The 15,222-nt window shown below is 59.6% G+C and carries 11 protein-coding genes and 1 other RNA gene; 5 read left to right on the forward strand and 7 right to left on the reverse strand.

Going from position 1 to position 15,222, the window contains the following annotated elements; translation table 11 throughout:
- The first annotated feature begins 5 nt into the window (after nt 1-5).
- The 5 genes from ACX3YD_RS19635 to ACX3YD_RS19655 all read left to right on the forward strand — a co-directional run bounded on the left by ACX3YD_RS19635 (nt 6) and on the right by ACX3YD_RS19655 (nt 5,921).
- Nucleotides 6-1,370 (forward strand): PelD GGDEF domain-containing protein, encoded by a 1,365-nt coding sequence (locus ACX3YD_RS19635; RefSeq protein WP_458960818.1) that lies wholly within the window; start codon nt 6-8, stop codon nt 1,368-1,370.
- Nucleotides 1,348-2,337 (forward strand): HEAT repeat domain-containing protein, encoded by a 990-nt coding sequence (locus ACX3YD_RS19640; protein ID WP_090467081.1) that lies wholly within the window; start codon nt 1,348-1,350, stop codon nt 2,335-2,337. The genes ACX3YD_RS19635 and ACX3YD_RS19640 overlap by 23 nt, the downstream gene beginning before the upstream one ends.
- Nucleotides 2,334-3,848 (forward strand): GT4 family glycosyltransferase PelF, encoded by a 1,515-nt coding sequence (pelF, locus tag ACX3YD_RS19645; protein WP_458960819.1) that lies wholly within the window; start codon nt 2,334-2,336, stop codon nt 3,846-3,848. Before ACX3YD_RS19640 ends, pelF begins: the two co-directional genes overlap by 4 nt.
- Nucleotides 3,849-5,219: an exopolysaccharide Pel transporter PelG gene (pelG, locus tag ACX3YD_RS19650; RefSeq protein WP_130203845.1), complete on the forward strand. Its 1,371-nt coding sequence runs from the start codon at nt 3,849-3,851 to the stop codon at nt 5,217-5,219.
- 450 nt (nt 5,220-5,669) lie between these two features.
- A complete protein-coding gene (locus ACX3YD_RS19655; RefSeq protein WP_047537250.1) occupies nt 5,670-5,921 on the forward strand; it encodes a DUF2790 domain-containing protein in 252 nt (83 codons plus the stop codon).
- Nucleotides 5,922-6,491: 570 nt separating this feature from the next.
- Here the strand turns inward: ACX3YD_RS19655 and ssrA are convergent.
- The 7 genes from ssrA to ACX3YD_RS19690 all read right to left on the reverse strand — a co-directional run bounded on the left by ssrA (nt 6,492) and on the right by ACX3YD_RS19690 (nt 15,057).
- Nucleotides 6,492-6,881: a transfer-messenger RNA gene (gene ssrA / locus ACX3YD_RS19660) on the reverse strand.
- Between the two features lie 96 nt (nt 6,882-6,977).
- Nucleotides 6,978-7,253: a hypothetical protein gene (locus ACX3YD_RS19665; RefSeq protein WP_458960820.1), complete on the reverse strand. Its 276-nt coding sequence runs from the start codon at nt 7,251-7,253 to the stop codon at nt 6,978-6,980.
- Between the two features lie 204 nt (nt 7,254-7,457).
- Nucleotides 7,458-10,268 carry an FAD-binding and (Fe-S)-binding domain-containing protein gene (locus ACX3YD_RS19670; protein WP_458960821.1) on the reverse strand — a complete coding sequence of 937 codons (2,811 nt, stop codon included), beginning with the start codon at nt 10,266-10,268 and terminating at the stop codon, nt 7,458-7,460.
- On the reverse strand, nt 10,265-10,936 hold the full coding sequence (locus tag ACX3YD_RS19675) for a LutC/YkgG family protein (RefSeq protein ID WP_458960822.1): 672 nt from the start codon (nt 10,934-10,936) through the stop codon (nt 10,265-10,267). Before ACX3YD_RS19675 ends, ACX3YD_RS19670 begins: the two co-directional genes overlap by 4 nt.
- Nucleotides 10,936-12,390 carry a LutB/LldF family L-lactate oxidation iron-sulfur protein gene (locus tag ACX3YD_RS19680; protein ID WP_458960823.1) on the reverse strand — a complete coding sequence of 485 codons (1,455 nt, stop codon included), beginning with the start codon at nt 12,388-12,390 and terminating at the stop codon, nt 10,936-10,938. The genes ACX3YD_RS19675 and ACX3YD_RS19680 overlap by 1 nt, the downstream gene beginning before the upstream one ends.
- Entirely contained in the window at nt 12,387-13,211 is an 825-nt protein-coding gene (locus ACX3YD_RS19685) for a (Fe-S)-binding protein (protein ID WP_047537444.1), read from the reverse strand. Before ACX3YD_RS19685 ends, ACX3YD_RS19680 begins: the two co-directional genes overlap by 4 nt.
- Before the next feature lie 151 nt (nt 13,212-13,362).
- Entirely contained in the window at nt 13,363-15,057 is a 1,695-nt protein-coding gene (locus ACX3YD_RS19690; RefSeq protein WP_458960824.1) for a lactate permease LctP family transporter, read from the reverse strand.
- Nucleotides 15,058-15,222 lie beyond the last annotated feature (165 nt).

Here is a 15,222-nt window from a genome sequence, read left to right on the forward strand (position 1 = left end):
TCGCAATGAATTCTCCACACAAGGATTACAGCCTGGCGCCTCGCGCCAGCGGCCCGGTGTCTTGGCTGGAAACGTTCCTGGTGACAGGCCTGGCGATCGGCCTTGGCTTGTGGCTGACGCCGGAAGACCCGATGCAAATGCACGGCGGGTTCCCCTGGCCGATCCTGGCGCCGCTGCTGTTGGGTGTGCGTTACGGATTTGTCCGCGGTTTGCTCAGCGCCGTGTTGTTGGTGATGGCGGTGTTCGCGCTGCGCTTCAGCGGCCATGCCGGTTATGCAGCGCTTGAGCCGTCCTGGATTGTCGGCGTCCTGGTCTGCGGGATGTTGGTGGGCGAGGTGCGCGATCTGTGGGAACGCCGACTGGAGCGTCTGCAGATGGCCAACGATTATCGTCAATATCGACTCGATGAATTCACCCGCGCGCATCAGATTCTGCGGGTCTCCCACGATCTGCTGGAACAGCGTGTGGCGGGCAGTGACCAAAGCTTGCGCAGCTCGTTGCTGGGCCTGCGCGAAAAACTGCGGGTGATGCCGGAGGAAGGCGATGCGCTGGGTGCATTGGCCGACCCGATCGTGGCGGTGCTGGGGCAATACGGTGCGCTGCGGGTAGCCGGTTTGTATCGCGTGGACGATCACGCCGGGCACGTGTTGCCCAAGCCGTTGGCGACCATCGGGGTCATGGGGGATCTGGACACCGAAGACGGGCTGGTCAAGCTGTGCCTGGAGCGTGGTGAGCTGGTGAGCGTGCGCCAGGAACTGATCGATGCCGGCGGTTCGGCGCAATTCTCCTCATTGCAGGCCTGTATTCCGTTAATCGATGCCGAGGGCCGTTTGTTGGCGGTGCTGGCTGTACGGCACATGCCGTTCTTCGCTTTCCAGGATCGCACCCTGAGCCTGTTGGCGCTGCTGGCCGGACATATCGCCGACCTGTTGCTGCGCGACACGCAGGTGCTGCAATTGGTCAATGCCGATGCGCAGCACTTCACACTGCAACTCAAGCGTTCGCTGGTGGACGTCGAGCAGCACAAGTTGTCGGCCGGCCTGTTCGCCTTTGAAATGACCCGGGCCAACGAAGAGCTGACACGCTTGCTGGAGCGCAGTCAGCGCGGTCTGGATTTGCACCTGCCGCTGCGCAACAACCGCGACCATCAGCTGCTGCTGGTGCTTTTGCCGTTGACCAGCCCGCAGGGCACCGAAGGTTATCTGTCACGTATCAACCTGCTGATACACGAACACTTTGGCATTGAGAGTGACATGGACAGCCTCGGCGTACGGGTCATGCCTTTCAACCTGGAGCCTGGTGAACACAACGGGCTGCGTAACTTCCTGTTCAACGAGTGTGGTCTGAATGATCAGCAAGTGGCTGTTTAGCGGAGCCTTGTTGTTAGAGGCAGGCAGTTGGACCAGTCTGTGGGTGGACGTGCCCGAGGTGCAGCAACTGCTGGTGTTCACCCTCACTCATGGCCTGGCGTGCGTGATGTTGTGCGCGGCAGTGTGGCTGCTGTTGCCGGCGCGGTATCGTTCGCCGCTGCCGTGGAGCCCGCTGTTCATTTTCAGCATGGCGTTCTTCGTCCCTGTGCTCGGCACGGTGGGCGTGGTCGCAGCGATTTTTCCGGCGCTGTACCTGCCACGCAAACGCGACAAGCAAGCCTGGCAAGCGGTCGGCATTCCGAGCCTGCCATATCGGGCGCAACAGCAACTGCATAAACCGATTTTTGCCGACGGCGGTTTGCAGGACGTGCTGCGCCATGCGCCGGACCCCGATCAGCGTCTGGCCGCGCTATTGGCGACGCGACGCATGCGCGGCAAGGAAGCGGTACCGATCCTCAAACTGGCACTGGGCGACCCGAGCGATGATGTGCGCTTGCTGGCGTATTCGATGCTGGACAAACAGGAAAGTGACATCAATTTGCATATCCAGATCGCCCTTGGCCAGCTGAACGGCGCCAAGGGCAAAGCCGCCGGCGTGCTGCATGGCACGCTGGCGCGCTGGTACTGGGAGCTGGCGTACCTGGGGCTGGCGCAAGGCAGCGTACTCGAGCACGTGCTCAATCAGGCCAGCGAGCATGCCGAGCAGGGCCTGGAAGCGGGAGAGGGCGGTGAACTGTTTCTGCTGGCCGGGCGCATTGCCCTGGAGCGTGGTGATATCGCGCGTGCCGAAGTGTTGCTCCAGGAAGCCCAGGACAACGGTATGGGCGCGGCGCAGATTCTGCCTTTCCAGGCCGAGTTGGCATTCGAGGCGGGTCGTTATCGCGAGATTCCCGGGTTGCTGGCGAGCCTCCCCGAGAAAACCCGTCAGCGACCCCCCTTCGCTGACCTGGTGAGGAGCTGGACATGAGTCACAAGCAAGCGGCACCGATGGCCGACATCTGCCTGCTGCTCGAAGGCACTTGGCCTTATGTGCGCGGCGGCGTGTCGAGCTGGATTCACCAGATGATCCTCGGTCTGCCGGAGCTGACGTTTTCGGTGATGTTCATTGGCGGACAGCGTTCGGCGTATTCGCAGCGACGCTATCAAGTGCCGGCGAATGTACTGCACATCGAAGAAGTCTTTCTCGAAGACGCCACTCATCCGACCGATACCCGAGGCACGCCACGGGACGCCGATCTGCAGCAGTTGCAGGATTTGTATCGCTTCCTGCATCACCCGGACGCGCCGGAGCCCGAACTGGGTGAGCGCTTGCTCGACAACATCGCCCAGGGCCATCTGACCCTCGACGATGTGCTGCGCAGCCGCGCCAGTTGGGAGGCGTTGAGCGAGGGTTATCGCCTGCATTGCGCCGACCCGTCGTTCATCAACTATTTCTGGACCCTGCGCTCGATGCAGTCGCCTTTGCTGATGCTCGCCGAGGCGGCGCGCAAGATGCCTCGGGCGCGGGTGCTGCATTCGATTTCCACCGGTTACGCCGGGCTGTTGGGCTGCATTCTCAAGCAGCGCTGGAACTGTTCCTACCTGCTCAGCGAGCACGGGATCTATACCAAGGAGCGCAAGATCGATCTGGCCCAGGCCAGTTGGATCGCCGAGAGTTCCGGCCAGGCGCTGAACCGCAGCCTCGATGCCGGCTCGGGTTACATCCGTACCTTATGGGTGCGTTTCTTCGAGCGCATCGGGCAACTGACCTACAACAGCGCCGACAGCATCATTTCGCTGTATGACGGTAACCGACAGCGGCAAATCAAGGACGGCGCCGATCCGGTCCGCACCCGGGTCATTCCCAACGGTATTGACCTGCCGCAATGGACCGCCGCCCTCGAATCCCGCGCTCCCGGCATTGCGCCGGTAGTGGGTTTGATCGGGCGTGTGGTGCCGATCAAGGACGTCAAGACCTTCCTGCGGGCGATGCGCGGGGTGATAAGTGCGATGCCCCAGGCCGAAGGCTGGATCGTCGGTCCGGAAGAGGAGGACCCGGAATATGTCAGCGAATGCCGCAGCCTGATGGCCAGTCTGGGGTTGGAAGGCAAGGTGCGCTTCCTGGGCTTCCAGCGCATCCAGGACATCCTGCCGCAACTGGGCTTGATGGTGCTGACCTCGATCAGCGAAGCGCAACCGCTGGTGATTCTCGAAGCCTGGGCCGCCGGTACGCCGGTCGTCAGCAGCGATGTGGGTTCCTGCCGCGAGCTGATCGAAGGCGGCAGCGTCGAGGACCGCGACCTCGGCCTGGCCGGCAAAGTGGTTGCGATTGCCGACCCGCAAGCCACCAGCGTGGCGATCCTCGAACTGCTGCGCAGCCCGCAACGCTGGGAAGCTGCACAGGCCAGCGGCTTGCTGCGGGTCAATCGCTACTACACCGAAGCCTTGATGCTGCAGCGTTATCGCGACTTGTATCAAGCCGCCATGGAGAACAGTTAAATGGCCGGGATTGGCTTCGAACTACGCAAGATCCTGTCGCGCGATTCCTACACCGCGACTTTGCACGCATACGTCTACGCCGGACTGATCAGCTCCGGGCCCTGGGTGCTGTCGATCATCAGCGTGATGCTGGTGGGCATCATCAGCCTGGGCCTGTTGCTGCCGAATGTGCTGGTCGGGCAGTTTCTGGTGACGGTGACGTACCTGATGGCCAGCTCGCTGATCCTCACGGGCGGTCTGCAACTGTTCTTCACCCGATTCGTTTCCGACCGGTTGTTCGAGCACAAGTACGAGCAGATTCTGCCCAACCTGCTGGGCGTGCTGTTGCTGGTAACCGTCGGTGCCGGGGTGTTGGGAATCGTGGTGCTCAGCCTGTTGTTCGACCAGCCGCTGATCTACCGGTTGCTGGTGCTGTCGAACTTCGTGGTGTTGTGCAACTTGTGGCTGGTGATCATCTTTCTTTCAGGGATGAAGGCCTACAACCGCATCCTGCTGGTGATGCTGGTGGGTTACACGCTGATGGTCGCCAGTGCCTACCTGCTGAGCTTCCTGCAGATGCCGGGCTTATTGCTGGCGTTGCTGATCGGGCACAGCACGCTGCTGTTTCTGTTTCTCTACGACATCCTGCGTGAGTACCGCGCGGAGAAGCTGATCGCCTTCGACTTCCTGCAACGCCGCCAGGTGTTTCTCAGCCTGCTGGCGACCGGGTTCTTCTACAACTTCGGTATCTGGATCGACAAGTTCCTGTTCTGGTTCAACCCCGGTACCTCGAATCTCGTTGTCGGCCCCCTGCGTGCGTCGATCCTGTATGACTTGCCGATCTTCCTCGCGTATCTGGCGATCATCCCCGGAATGGCGGTGTTCCTGGTGCGCATCGAAACCGATTTTGCCGAATGGTACGACCGCCTGTTCCGGGCCATCCGCGAAGGCGAAACCCTGCAACACATTGGTTCGCTGAAAACCGAAATGACCTTGTCGATCCGCCAGGGCCTGCTGGAAATCTGCAAGGTACAGGGATTGACGGTGGTGCTGCTGTTCCTGTTCGCTCCGCGCTTGCTGGATTGGCTGGGCATTTCCAGTTACTACCTGCCGCTGTTCTACATTGACCTGATCGGTGTGAGCATCCAGGTGGTGTTCATGGCGCTGCTCAACGTGTTTTTCTACCTCGACAAACGCGCCGTGGTGCTGGAACTGTGCGTGATTTTCGCGGTGCTGAACGCCGGGTTGACCCTGCTCAGCATGCACCTGGGGCCGAGCTTCTTCGGCTATGGCTTTACCCTGTCATTGCTGGTCTGCGTGTTGCTGGGGTTGCATCGGTTGTCCACGGCACTGGAAGACCTCGAGTACGACACCTTTATGTTGTCGCGCTGAAACACGTTCGAGGCACTGAAAAGGCACTGGCGATCATCGTCAGTGCCTTTTTTGTTGGGCGTGGCTGCATCCGATGACAGGCTTTGTGAGCCACGATGCCGACGCAAGACGACTTGCTCCGGCCACTCCTTGATGGACCGTTTGAGCCGGCTACAGCACTTCATGGCGCCAATTCGGCTCCGACTTTGCCACTCAGAATGCCCGGCCGGTGGGAATAAACTCCAGCGCGGTAGAGGGTGCTGATTATTACCATTTTTCCAATAATGCATTTCAGTCTTTGGTCTTTATCAAAAACACCACCGGAATAAAATGGGCCCAGCTTCCAAACAAAGCCACGAAGCGCAAGCTCATAAGGGTCCAAGCAAACCACCCTGCCGCGCATCGTAGAGCCTTCGGCCTTATTCATTCCGACTGAAGACGTGAATCGTTTGCATCGTTGGGACACTTGAAATGAAATTGTTTAAGACATTGATTGCTGCTTCTTTTGTAATGCTGGGTAGCCAAATGGCTTTTGCCGATCAGTCTGCGGTAGAGCAATACACCTACGGCTCACACCTCGACATCGCCAAAGTGATTCACATGGACGCCGTTCCCGATGACGTCTGCGCCGTGGTCCCTCTGCAGATGACTTACCTGGACCATCAGGGTCAGCAACACGTCATGCAATACAGCGCGATGGGTAACGGTTGCTCGGGCAACTAACCGAGTCCCGACAAAGCCTGCCTGTGGCAGGTTTGTTCAAACGCCCCAATGGGGCAGGCCGGGGGAAGATCCCGGCATCTTTGAAACGCCTGTGTCCATGATGCAGGCCGACCCCGCCAAGTGCGGGGTTTTTCATGTCTGGAAGGTGGCGTCCGGTGGTGGGCTATCCGGTGTGAACCCGCAGCGACTGGAAGCGGCCAGGGGGCGACTCCTTCGCCTTCCGCCAGATTCAAGGCGCCTCCATCGTCCGGATTCTCCCGCTTGGAACGGGTTGAACCGGATACCCGGTCGAGCACCGATTCAAAGTGCACGGCACGCTGTCTTGCGCGTTTGAAGACGAACTGTTTTGAGCGAGCGTCGAGTCTCACGTTTGCCGTTGACCGATGGGCTTAGGGATCATGATCCCCAAACCATATGTTCCGTGGCGATTGAGAGGCAGTAGAAGGGATTGTGCTACAGGCTGCGCACCGGGTGATGCCTCACAAGAATGTCATGCCTCAATGGCGCATTCATCGAAAACGGTAGCGCCAGAAAGCACAAAGCCCCTAAAAACGGGGCTTGTGTAGGGATTGGTGGAGCCGGGGGGATTTGAACCCCCGTCCGCCAGTACTCCGCTGTCGGTACTACATGCGTAGCCGTGTCTATTAAGTTAACCCTCAGCGACCCGACGGGCAGGGTGCTTTGGGCGAGTTGTGTAAGTTTTAGCCGCTTCGTCCACAACGTACTGCACGGCGATTCTGTTCTATATGACAATCATTTCGGGTTTACAGACATCCCCTGATGATTGCTGGACCCGAAGGCACCAGGAGTGCATGTCAGCTGCAATTAAGCAGCGAGAGCAGCACCGTATTGGTCGTCATTGGCAACTATAAGTAGTTGCAACAGTGGATTTACGAGTTCTGTTACCAACTCGGCATGCACCTAAAGTTTCGCGACCGGCGTCGAATCCTAAACGGCCCCGAACTCATTGCTCGTGAATCTGAATGAGCAACAAGCCTGCGTAGTCTACGCCAATGTGGGGTGGAAGGCCAACCCGAAGGTTGGCCCCGCCTGGCATCAGTTGCGGGTTGGATTTCGAATCTGCATTTTGGTGATCATGCCGGAGGAGATTTCCACGCAATCCTTGTCGTTGCCGGCCGCCTCGGCTGCTTTGGCTTTTTCCAGCGCATCTTTGACGTTGTTCAGGGAACCTTCCGGTATGGAGGGCGCACTGTCCACGAAATCGCTTATTTGTTGAATGTTCGCTACACAAAGATCCTTGTCTGCCGCGAATACCGGCGAGGCCAACAGTGCAGCGGTGATGAACAATCCAGCAATTGCAGAGTGCTTCATGGGTGATCTCCTTGCGCATGAGGGCTCGGTGCTGCCGGCAGAAGAGGCCGCTGGCCGAGGTGGTTATAAGCCCGTTCACAGGGCCTAGCTAAATGACTATAGCTGCAAGGAGGAATTCGGTTTTTTTTTGCCGGTTTGCGCAAACCCTGTCGCAAATTGCAATTGCATGAAAAAGGGGCTGAGGCCCCTTTCAATCCATTACCTTCAAGCCGGACGCGCTTGCGTCACGCGGTCCACCAGATAAACCAGCCCGTGATAGTCGATCCCGCCATGCTGGCTCAGGCCGATTTCACAAGTGCGACTGGTGGAGATGCCTTCCCCACAGTATTGAACGGCGTCTTTCAAGGTGCGCAGCGAATGGGCATTCAACTCGGGCGTGGTGAAGCCCTTGTCGCCGGCAAACCCGCAGCAGTGAATGCCTTCGGGGATGATCACGGTTTTGCTGCATTTGCGCGCCAGATCGATCAGCGCCTGGCTTTCCCCGAGGTGCTGGGTGCTGCAGGTGACATGCACCGCGATCGGCGTGTCCTGCGGGGTGAAGTCCAGTCGATCCATCAAATGCGTACGGATGAAGCGCACCGGGTCGTACAGGTCAAGGCGCACATCGCCCAGGTCCTGGGTCAGGCGCAAGGTGCAGGGGCTGGTGTCGCAGTAGATGGGATCGAGCCCGCCACGACTGGCGTGCAGCAGCGCGCCGATCAGTTCCTGGCGTTTGTGTTCGGCTTGTTCGGCATAGCCTTTGGAGGCGAAGGGCTGGCCGCAGCAGAGGTTGTCCAGATTGTCCGGAAACACCACCTGATAACCGGCCTTTTCCAGCAGGCCGCGGGTTTTGTCGTAGAGCGACATTTGTTCCTTGTCGCCGGCCGCCGGCCCCATGGCCCGTGAGACACATGCGGCCAGGTACACCACGCGCGGGCGCTCGTCCGACACGGTCGGGCTGAAGCGGATCGCCCGTTCAGGCTGCGGCATGGCATTGGTCCATTGCGGGATTTGCCCTTTGGAAAGCCGGGTTACCGTAGCGGACAGCCTGGTCAACCGCGGTGCGCCGAGCAACATCCGTGCACCATTGGCCACGTGCAGGGTCAAGCGCGCACCTTGCAGTGCCGTAGCGAAATTTCCTTCCAGCCAATTGGCGGTTTTCGTATGCGTGGCGTGCCGGCCGCGAAGCTTTTTCACCAGTTCGCCAGTGTTGATGCCTACAGGGCAGCGTTGAGCACAAAGACCGGTGGCGGCACAGGTGTCGATGCCTTGATATTCGTAAGCCGCTTCGAGTTCGGTGGTGTCCACACCCGCGCGTTTCTTCGCCTGAATGTCGCGCCAGATCACGATGCGTTGGCGCGGGCTCAGGGTCAGGCCTTTCGACGGGCAAACCGGTTCGCAGAAGCCGCATTCGATGCACTTGTCCACAATCTCGTCGGCGGCCGGCAAGGGCTTGAGATGCTTGAGATGGATCTGCGGATCTTCGCTGAGCACCACGTCCGGGTTGAGAATGCCGTTGGGATCGAGCAGGCGCTTGAGTCGCCACATCAACTGATAGGCATCGCTGCCCCATTCCAGTTCGACGAACGGTGCCATGTTGCGTCCGGTACCGTGTTCGGCCTTCAGCGAACCCCCGAACTCCACCGCGACCAACTGCGCGACGTCGTCCATGAACGCCTGATAACGTGCGACCTCTTCCGGGTTATTGAAGCCCTGGGTGAAGACGAAGTGCAGATTGCCTTCCAGTGCGTGTCCGAAGAGGATCGCTTCGTCGTAGTGATGTTTGTCGAACAACTCGATCAGCCGGTTCACGCCAATGGCCAGTTGTTCCACCGGGAAGGTCACATCCTCGATGATCACCGTGGTACCGGTTTTGCGCACCGCGCCGACGGCGGGGAAGGTGTCTTTGCGGATCGCCCAGAGACGTGCGTTTTCCAGTGGGTCCTCAGTGAAATCGACCTGTTTTTCCACCGGGAACGATGCCAGCGACGCCATGATCTGCGCCAGTTGTTCATGCAGTAGCGTGGACGACGCCGCGCGGGATTCGATCAGCAGGGCGCAGGCATTATTCGACAGCTGCTGTACGAAAGCCGGCATGCCGGGTTTGTTCTGTACCGAACGCAAACTGCGGCGGTCCAGCAACTCTACTGCCGACACCGGTTGGCTTTTCAGCACCGTGACCGCGTTGCAGCAGGTTTCCACATCCGGGAACACAATCAGCGCCGAGGCCTTGTTCGGGTGATCGATCACCGTGTCGTAAGTCACGGCGCTGATGAAACCGAGTGTGCCTTCGGAGCCCACCAGCAAGTGGCTCAAGATATCCACAGGCTCGTCGAAATCCACCAGGGCATTGAGTGACAGGCCGGTGGTATTTTTCAGACGGTATTTGTGGCGAATCTTCGCAGCCAGTTCGGTGTTTGCGCGTGTCTCGCGGCCCAATGTCGCCAGACGCTCCAGCAGCGCGGCATGGCTTTGGCGAAACGCCGCGACGCTGGCGGCGTCTTCGGTATCGACGCGACTGCCATCGGCCAGCACCAGACGAATCCCGGCCAGCGTGTGATAGGTGTTTTGCGCCGTGCCGCAGCACATGCCGCTGGCGTTGTTAGCGACGATGCCGCCGATTTTGCAGGCATTGATCGAGGCCGGATCCGGGCCGATCTTGCGCCCGAACGGCGCCAGCCAGGCATTGGCCTGGGCGCCGATCACGCCGGGTTGCAGGCGGATTTGTGTGCCCTGGCCACGGATCTCGCGACCGTTCCAGTTATCGCCCAGCACGATCAGCACCGAATCGCTGATCGCCTGACCAGAAAGGCTGGTACCGGCAGCGCGAAACGTCACCGGCACCCGGTCACGCTGGGCCAGTTTCAGCAGCGTGACGACTTCTTCTTCGGATTCGACGCGTATTACCAGTTTTGGAATCAGTCGATAGAAACTGGCGTCGGTGCCAAAGGCCAGCGTCGACAACGGGTCGTCGAAGCGTCGTTCCTGTGGAATCAGTTGCTGTGCATCACGCAGAAAAGCGGCCGGTAGACTCATTGGTCCTCCAGGATTAATACCACCAGGTCTTTCGGACCATGGGCGCCGTAGGCCAGCACCTGTTCGATGTCGGCCGTCTTCGACGGGCCGGACACCAATAACGCATTGGTCGGCATGCCTTTGGCCCATTCGAACTCCTGCTGCACCTGATAGAAGTTGTCGCGAATCTCGCTCGCCTTGAGCAGGGCGAAATGCACCGGTGGCGCGAGGCTCATCAATCGCGGCTCTTCACGCGTCGGCCAGAGGATCAGGCTGCCTGTGGCAGCGATTGCGCCGAGGGTGGCGGTCAGGCTGGCCGGGGTGTCGTTGAACAGTTCGGCTTTCCACTCCTCGACGGGACGGTCGTAGGCTTTGAGTGTCGGCAGGTGCGGATTATTCGACCAGTGTTGAGTGATGCGTTGACCATGGGGCGTCGTCGGTGCGATCAGCAGACTCGGTAACTGTCGTTCTTGCAGCAATTGCGCGAGCAGCGCAGGCCAGTCTTCACCCGAGGTCAGATGGATTTCCGTGTGTACCGCTTCCATCAATTTGCGCAATTGAGCGATGCGTTGCTCCGGCGCGTAGGTGTAGGGCTGCGTCACCAGATCGACATCGAAGTTGTCAGGCACCGGCGTGGTGCCTGTCAGACTTTTACGCAGTTTGGCGAGGATGTTTTGCTTGGCGCTCATCAACGATCTCCCTGTTTGGCCAGATGCTCGCGGGCCATGTCATGCAGTGAGCGGGCAGCGGGTTTTGGTGCGCTGTGGTTCTGTGTCCACGGGCCAACATTATTCGGTGTGAGGGCGCGCAGGCGTGTGGCGAAGAATCCGAACAGGCGATACAGCGTCGGCGAACTGTTTAGTTTCGCCCAGGCGTTCCAGATGAATCGCTCTTTGCCCGAATATTTGCTGCCCTGGCCGCGCATCACTTGATGAGGGCTGTCCGGGGCTTTGACGTTTTCTTCGCGCAGGCGACGCAGCAATGAAGGGATCGGAATCTTTACCGGGCACACTTCACCACAGGCGCCGCACAGCGACGAGGCGCTCGGGTGGTCCGGGACTTTCGCCAGGCCGACCATGTGCGGGGTGATGATTTTTCCGATAGGGCCAGGGTAAACCTCGCCGTAGGCATGGCCGCCGATTCGGGTGTAGACCGGGCAGTGATTCATGCAGGCGCCGCAGCGAATACAGTTCAGGGTCTGGCGCAATTCGCTGTCGGCAAAGGCCTGGCTGCGACCGTTGTCGAGCAAGACCAGATGCACTTCCTGCGGGCCGTCGAGCTCATGCGCCTTGCGTGGGCCGGAGATCATGTTGACGTAAGTGGTGATCGGAATGCCCAGGGCCGAGCGGGTCAGCAGTGACAGCAGTGGCACCACGTCACGCAGGTTCTCCACGACTTTCTCGATGCCGGTGACGGCGATATGCACCGGCGGCACCGTGGTGGTCATGCGGCCGTTGCCTTCGTTTTCCACCAGCAGCAGGGTGCCGGTTTCGGCCACGGCGAAGTTGACACCGGAGACGCCGATGTCCGCTTCGAAGAATTTCTGCCGCAGGACCCTGCGACCGATCTGAATGAGTTGGTCAACGTCCTTGGTGTATTCCACGCCAAGTTTGTCGTGGAACAAGGACGCGACCTGACCGGCATTCTTGTGGATTGCCGGCATAATGATGTGTGAAGGCTTCTCGTTGTCGAGCTGGACGATGTATTCGCCCATGTCCGATTCAAGGCATTCAATGCCCTGATCAGCGAGGAAATGGTTCATCTCCATTTCTTCGCTGACCATCGATTTGCCCTTGATCACTTGCCGCCCCTCGTGAGCACGGATGATCGAGAGGACGATGCCATTGGCTTCGTCCACCGTTTCCGCCCAGTGCACTTTCACACCGTTGCGGGTCAGGTTCTGTTCAAGTTGCTCGAGCAGGTCGGGCAACTTGGATAATGCTCGGGCGCGGACAGCATTGCCCAGCGCTCGCAAATGTTCTCTTTCATGGGCATCGCTGAACGCCGCTGCCCGTTTTGTCATCAGTGAATCCATCGCCTTGCGAAAGTTGTTTCGCAATTGCGTGTCACCCAACGCCTCGTGAGCGCGGGTGCGGAAATCTTCTTCTACGGCGACCGTAGGAATAATCGTGGAAGTGCTCATCGGGCACCTCCGGTACGCTGCCAAAGGAAGCTGGCCAGATGTTGGCCGCGCAGCGCTTCCTTCTGTTTTTCCAGCGAGCCATTGATGTTCATCAGGCAACCGCAGTCGGCACTGAGTACCTTGTGCGCGCCGGATTCTTTCAATGACCGGGTCTTGTCGGCCACCATCGCGCCGGAAATGTCCGGCATACGGACGCTGAAAGTCCCGCCAAAGCCACAGCATTCACTTTCGTGACTGTGCTCCACTCGCTCCACATTGCTCAGTTGCGCCAGCAACTCGCGGCCATGCAAGTGGGTGTTCATTTCCCGGCGTGCCGAACACGAGGTATGCAACGCCACTTTCACGGGCTCGCCGCTGTCCTTGAGCCGCACCTTGCAGACATGCAACAGGAATTCGGCGAGTTCGTAGGTTCTGGCCGCCAGTGCCTGAACCTGTTTCAACGTTTGCGGCTCGTCCTTGAACAAGTCGGCATAGTGTTCACGCAGCATGCCCGCGCACGAACCGGACGGTACCACCACCGGATAATCCCCGGCGAACAGCGCCAGTTGCGAGCGCGCCACGGTCCTTGCCTGCTCGGTGTAACCCGAGGTGTAGGCCGGTTGGCCGCAGCAGCTTTGCCCTTGCGGGTACTCGACACGGATGCCTTCGCGCTCCAGCAAGTGGATCGCGTCCATTCCGGCTTCCGGGTAGAACAAATCCACTACGCAGGTCCCGAACAGGTAGACCCTTTGCGGTTTTTCGCTGGGGTATTGCCGAGGCTCGGGCAGTGGCGGGGCGACACGGGTCGCATTCGGCACAGCGTTGTAAAAAAGTTCGCTCATCAGGCGTGTCTCCGGGTGATCCCGGTTATCCGTCCGCTGAGGCCGCTGAATATAGAGAGTGATTCTTTCAGCAGCCTTACAGACCGGGTGGTGAATAGCTGACGCCGGAATCGTGGTCCGGCGTCGGTTTTTTCCATGCCGCTTGTGGCGTTTAGTGCACCAGCATGCCGGTGAACCAGTAGGCCTGGGCCAACGTGATCAGGCCGACGATCGTTGCAAAGAATAGGCTGTGCTTGAGGGTGAAGCGGAACAGGTCCGATTCTTTGCCCACCAGGCCCGTCGCGGCGCAGGCCACGGCGATCGATTGTGGCGAGATCATCTTGCCGGTCACGCCACCGCTGGTGTTCGCCGCCACCAACAGGGTGTCGTTAACGCCGATCTGGTGCGCGGTGGTCGCCTGTAACGAGCTGAACAGGGCGTTGGACGAAGTGTCGGAACCGGTCAGGAACACACCGAGCCAGCCGAGGAATGGCGAGAAGAACGGGAACGCGGCGCCAGTGGCTGCCAATACCAGGGCCATGGTCGAGGACATGCCCGAGTAGTTGGTGACGAAGGCGAACGCCAGCACCATGCCGATGGACAGGATCGGCCAGCGCAGTTCGTAGAAGGTCTCTTTCAAAGTGGTCAGACCAGTTTTGATGTTGATCTTCAGAATCAGCATCGAGATCAGCGCCGAGAAGAAAATCGCCGTGCCGGTCGCAGAAATCGGGTCAAGCTTGAACACCGCCGGAATAGCCGTCGGCGCTGCGACGATCGGTGCAACCTTGATCACCATTTGATCCAGGTGCGGAATGGCGAAGTTGAACACCCAGCTGTACATCGAGCCGCCGGCGGCGAACATGGCCTTGAACGGTTTCAGGGTCCAGATGGTGACCAGCACGGTCAGGATCAGGAACGGCAACCAGGCTTTGAAGATTTCACCCAGGCTGTAAGGCGAAGCGACGGTGGTGCGCTTCTGGCCAAAGCCGCCAGCGCTGGCGGTGACCACGGACGCCGAGACGGCGCCGGCGATGTGTTGGCCGGCGGCGCGTTTCGGCTGCCAGACCTTCAGGAACAGCGTCAGGGAAATCAGGCTGGCCAGGGCCGAGGTGATGTCCGGCAGTTCCGGGCCAATGAAGTTCGAGGTGAAGAACTGGGTGACGGCAAAGCTCAAGCCCGCCACCAGTGCTGCCGGCCAGGTCTCACGGACACCCCGCAGGCCGTCCATCATGAACACCAGCCAGAACGGTACGAACAGCGACAGCAGCGGCAGTTGACGACCGGCCATGGCGCCGATCTTGAACGCATCGATACCGGTCACTTGCCCGGCAACAATGATCGGAATGCCCAGGGCGCCAAACGCCACCGGGGCGGTGTTGGCGATCAGGCACAGGCCTGCGGCGTACAGTGGATTGAAGCCCAGCCCGACCAGTAGCGCGGCGGTAATCGCGACCGGCGCACCGAAACCGGCTGCACCTTCCAGGAAGGCGCCGAAGCAGAAGCCGATCAGCAGCACTTGCAGGCGCTGGTCGTCGGTAATCGACAGCACGGAGCTGCGAATGATTTCGAACTGCCCGCTCTTGACCGTCAGTTTGTAGAGGAACACGGCGGCCACGATGATCCAGGCAATTGGCCACAGACCGTAGGCGAAGCCGTATCCGGCGGCGGCGAATGCCATGTCGACCGGCATCTGGAAGGCAAAGATTGCCACCAGAATCGACAAGGCCAGGGTGATGCTACCGGCCACGTGCCCTTTGAGGCGGAACACGGCCAGGGCCAGGAAGAAAAACACGATAGGGATAACGGCCGCGAGGGCGGACAAGCCGAGGCTGCCGAGCGGGCTGTAGAGCTGTTGCCAGGTTTGCATATGGGGTGGCCCCTAATTGTTGTTGGTCAGGCACTGATCAGCGTTCTTGGTTAATTGGTAATACCAATTTACAATCGCTGTTGGCTAGGGTAAAAGCCTTGGAGGCGGTGTGTCAATTTGCCGCTCTAAAATTCTTGTCGAATGCCTGTGCGTTCGGGTCGTCTG

The sequence above is a fragment of the Pseudomonas fluorescens group sp. PF-1 genome (genome assembly GCF_054481335.1).

Coding starts and splice junctions, on each gene's coding strand:
- ACX3YD_RS19665 (WP_458960820.1), bottom strand. CDS start 7,253: ATGAAGCACTCTGCAATTGCTGGATTGTTCATCACCGCTGCACTGTTG.
- ACX3YD_RS19675 (WP_458960822.1), bottom strand. CDS start 10,936: ATGAGCGCCAAGCAAAACATCCTCGCCAAACTGCGTAAAAGTCTGACA.
- ACX3YD_RS19635 (WP_458960818.1), top strand. CDS start 6: ATGAATTCTCCACACAAGGATTACAGCCTGGCGCCTCGCGCCAGCGGC.
- ACX3YD_RS19655 (WP_047537250.1), top strand. CDS start 5,670: ATGAAATTGTTTAAGACATTGATTGCTGCTTCTTTTGTAATGCTGGGT.
- pelF (WP_458960819.1), top strand. CDS start 2,334: ATGAGTCACAAGCAAGCGGCACCGATGGCCGACATCTGCCTGCTGCTC.
- ACX3YD_RS19670 (WP_458960821.1), bottom strand. CDS start 10,268: ATGAGTCTACCGGCCGCTTTTCTGCGTGATGCACAGCAACTGATTCCA.
- ACX3YD_RS19685 (WP_047537444.1), bottom strand. CDS start 13,211: ATGAGCGAACTTTTTTACAACGCTGTGCCGAATGCGACCCGTGTCGCC.
- ACX3YD_RS19690 (WP_458960824.1), bottom strand. CDS start 15,057: ATGCAAACCTGGCAACAGCTCTACAGCCCGCTCGGCAGCCTCGGCTTG.
- ACX3YD_RS19640 (WP_090467081.1), top strand. CDS start 1,348: ATGATCAGCAAGTGGCTGTTTAGCGGAGCCTTGTTGTTAGAGGCAGGC.
- pelG (WP_130203845.1), top strand. CDS start 3,849: ATGGCCGGGATTGGCTTCGAACTACGCAAGATCCTGTCGCGCGATTCC.
- ACX3YD_RS19680 (WP_458960823.1), bottom strand. CDS start 12,390: ATGAGCACTTCCACGATTATTCCTACGGTCGCCGTAGAAGAAGATTTC.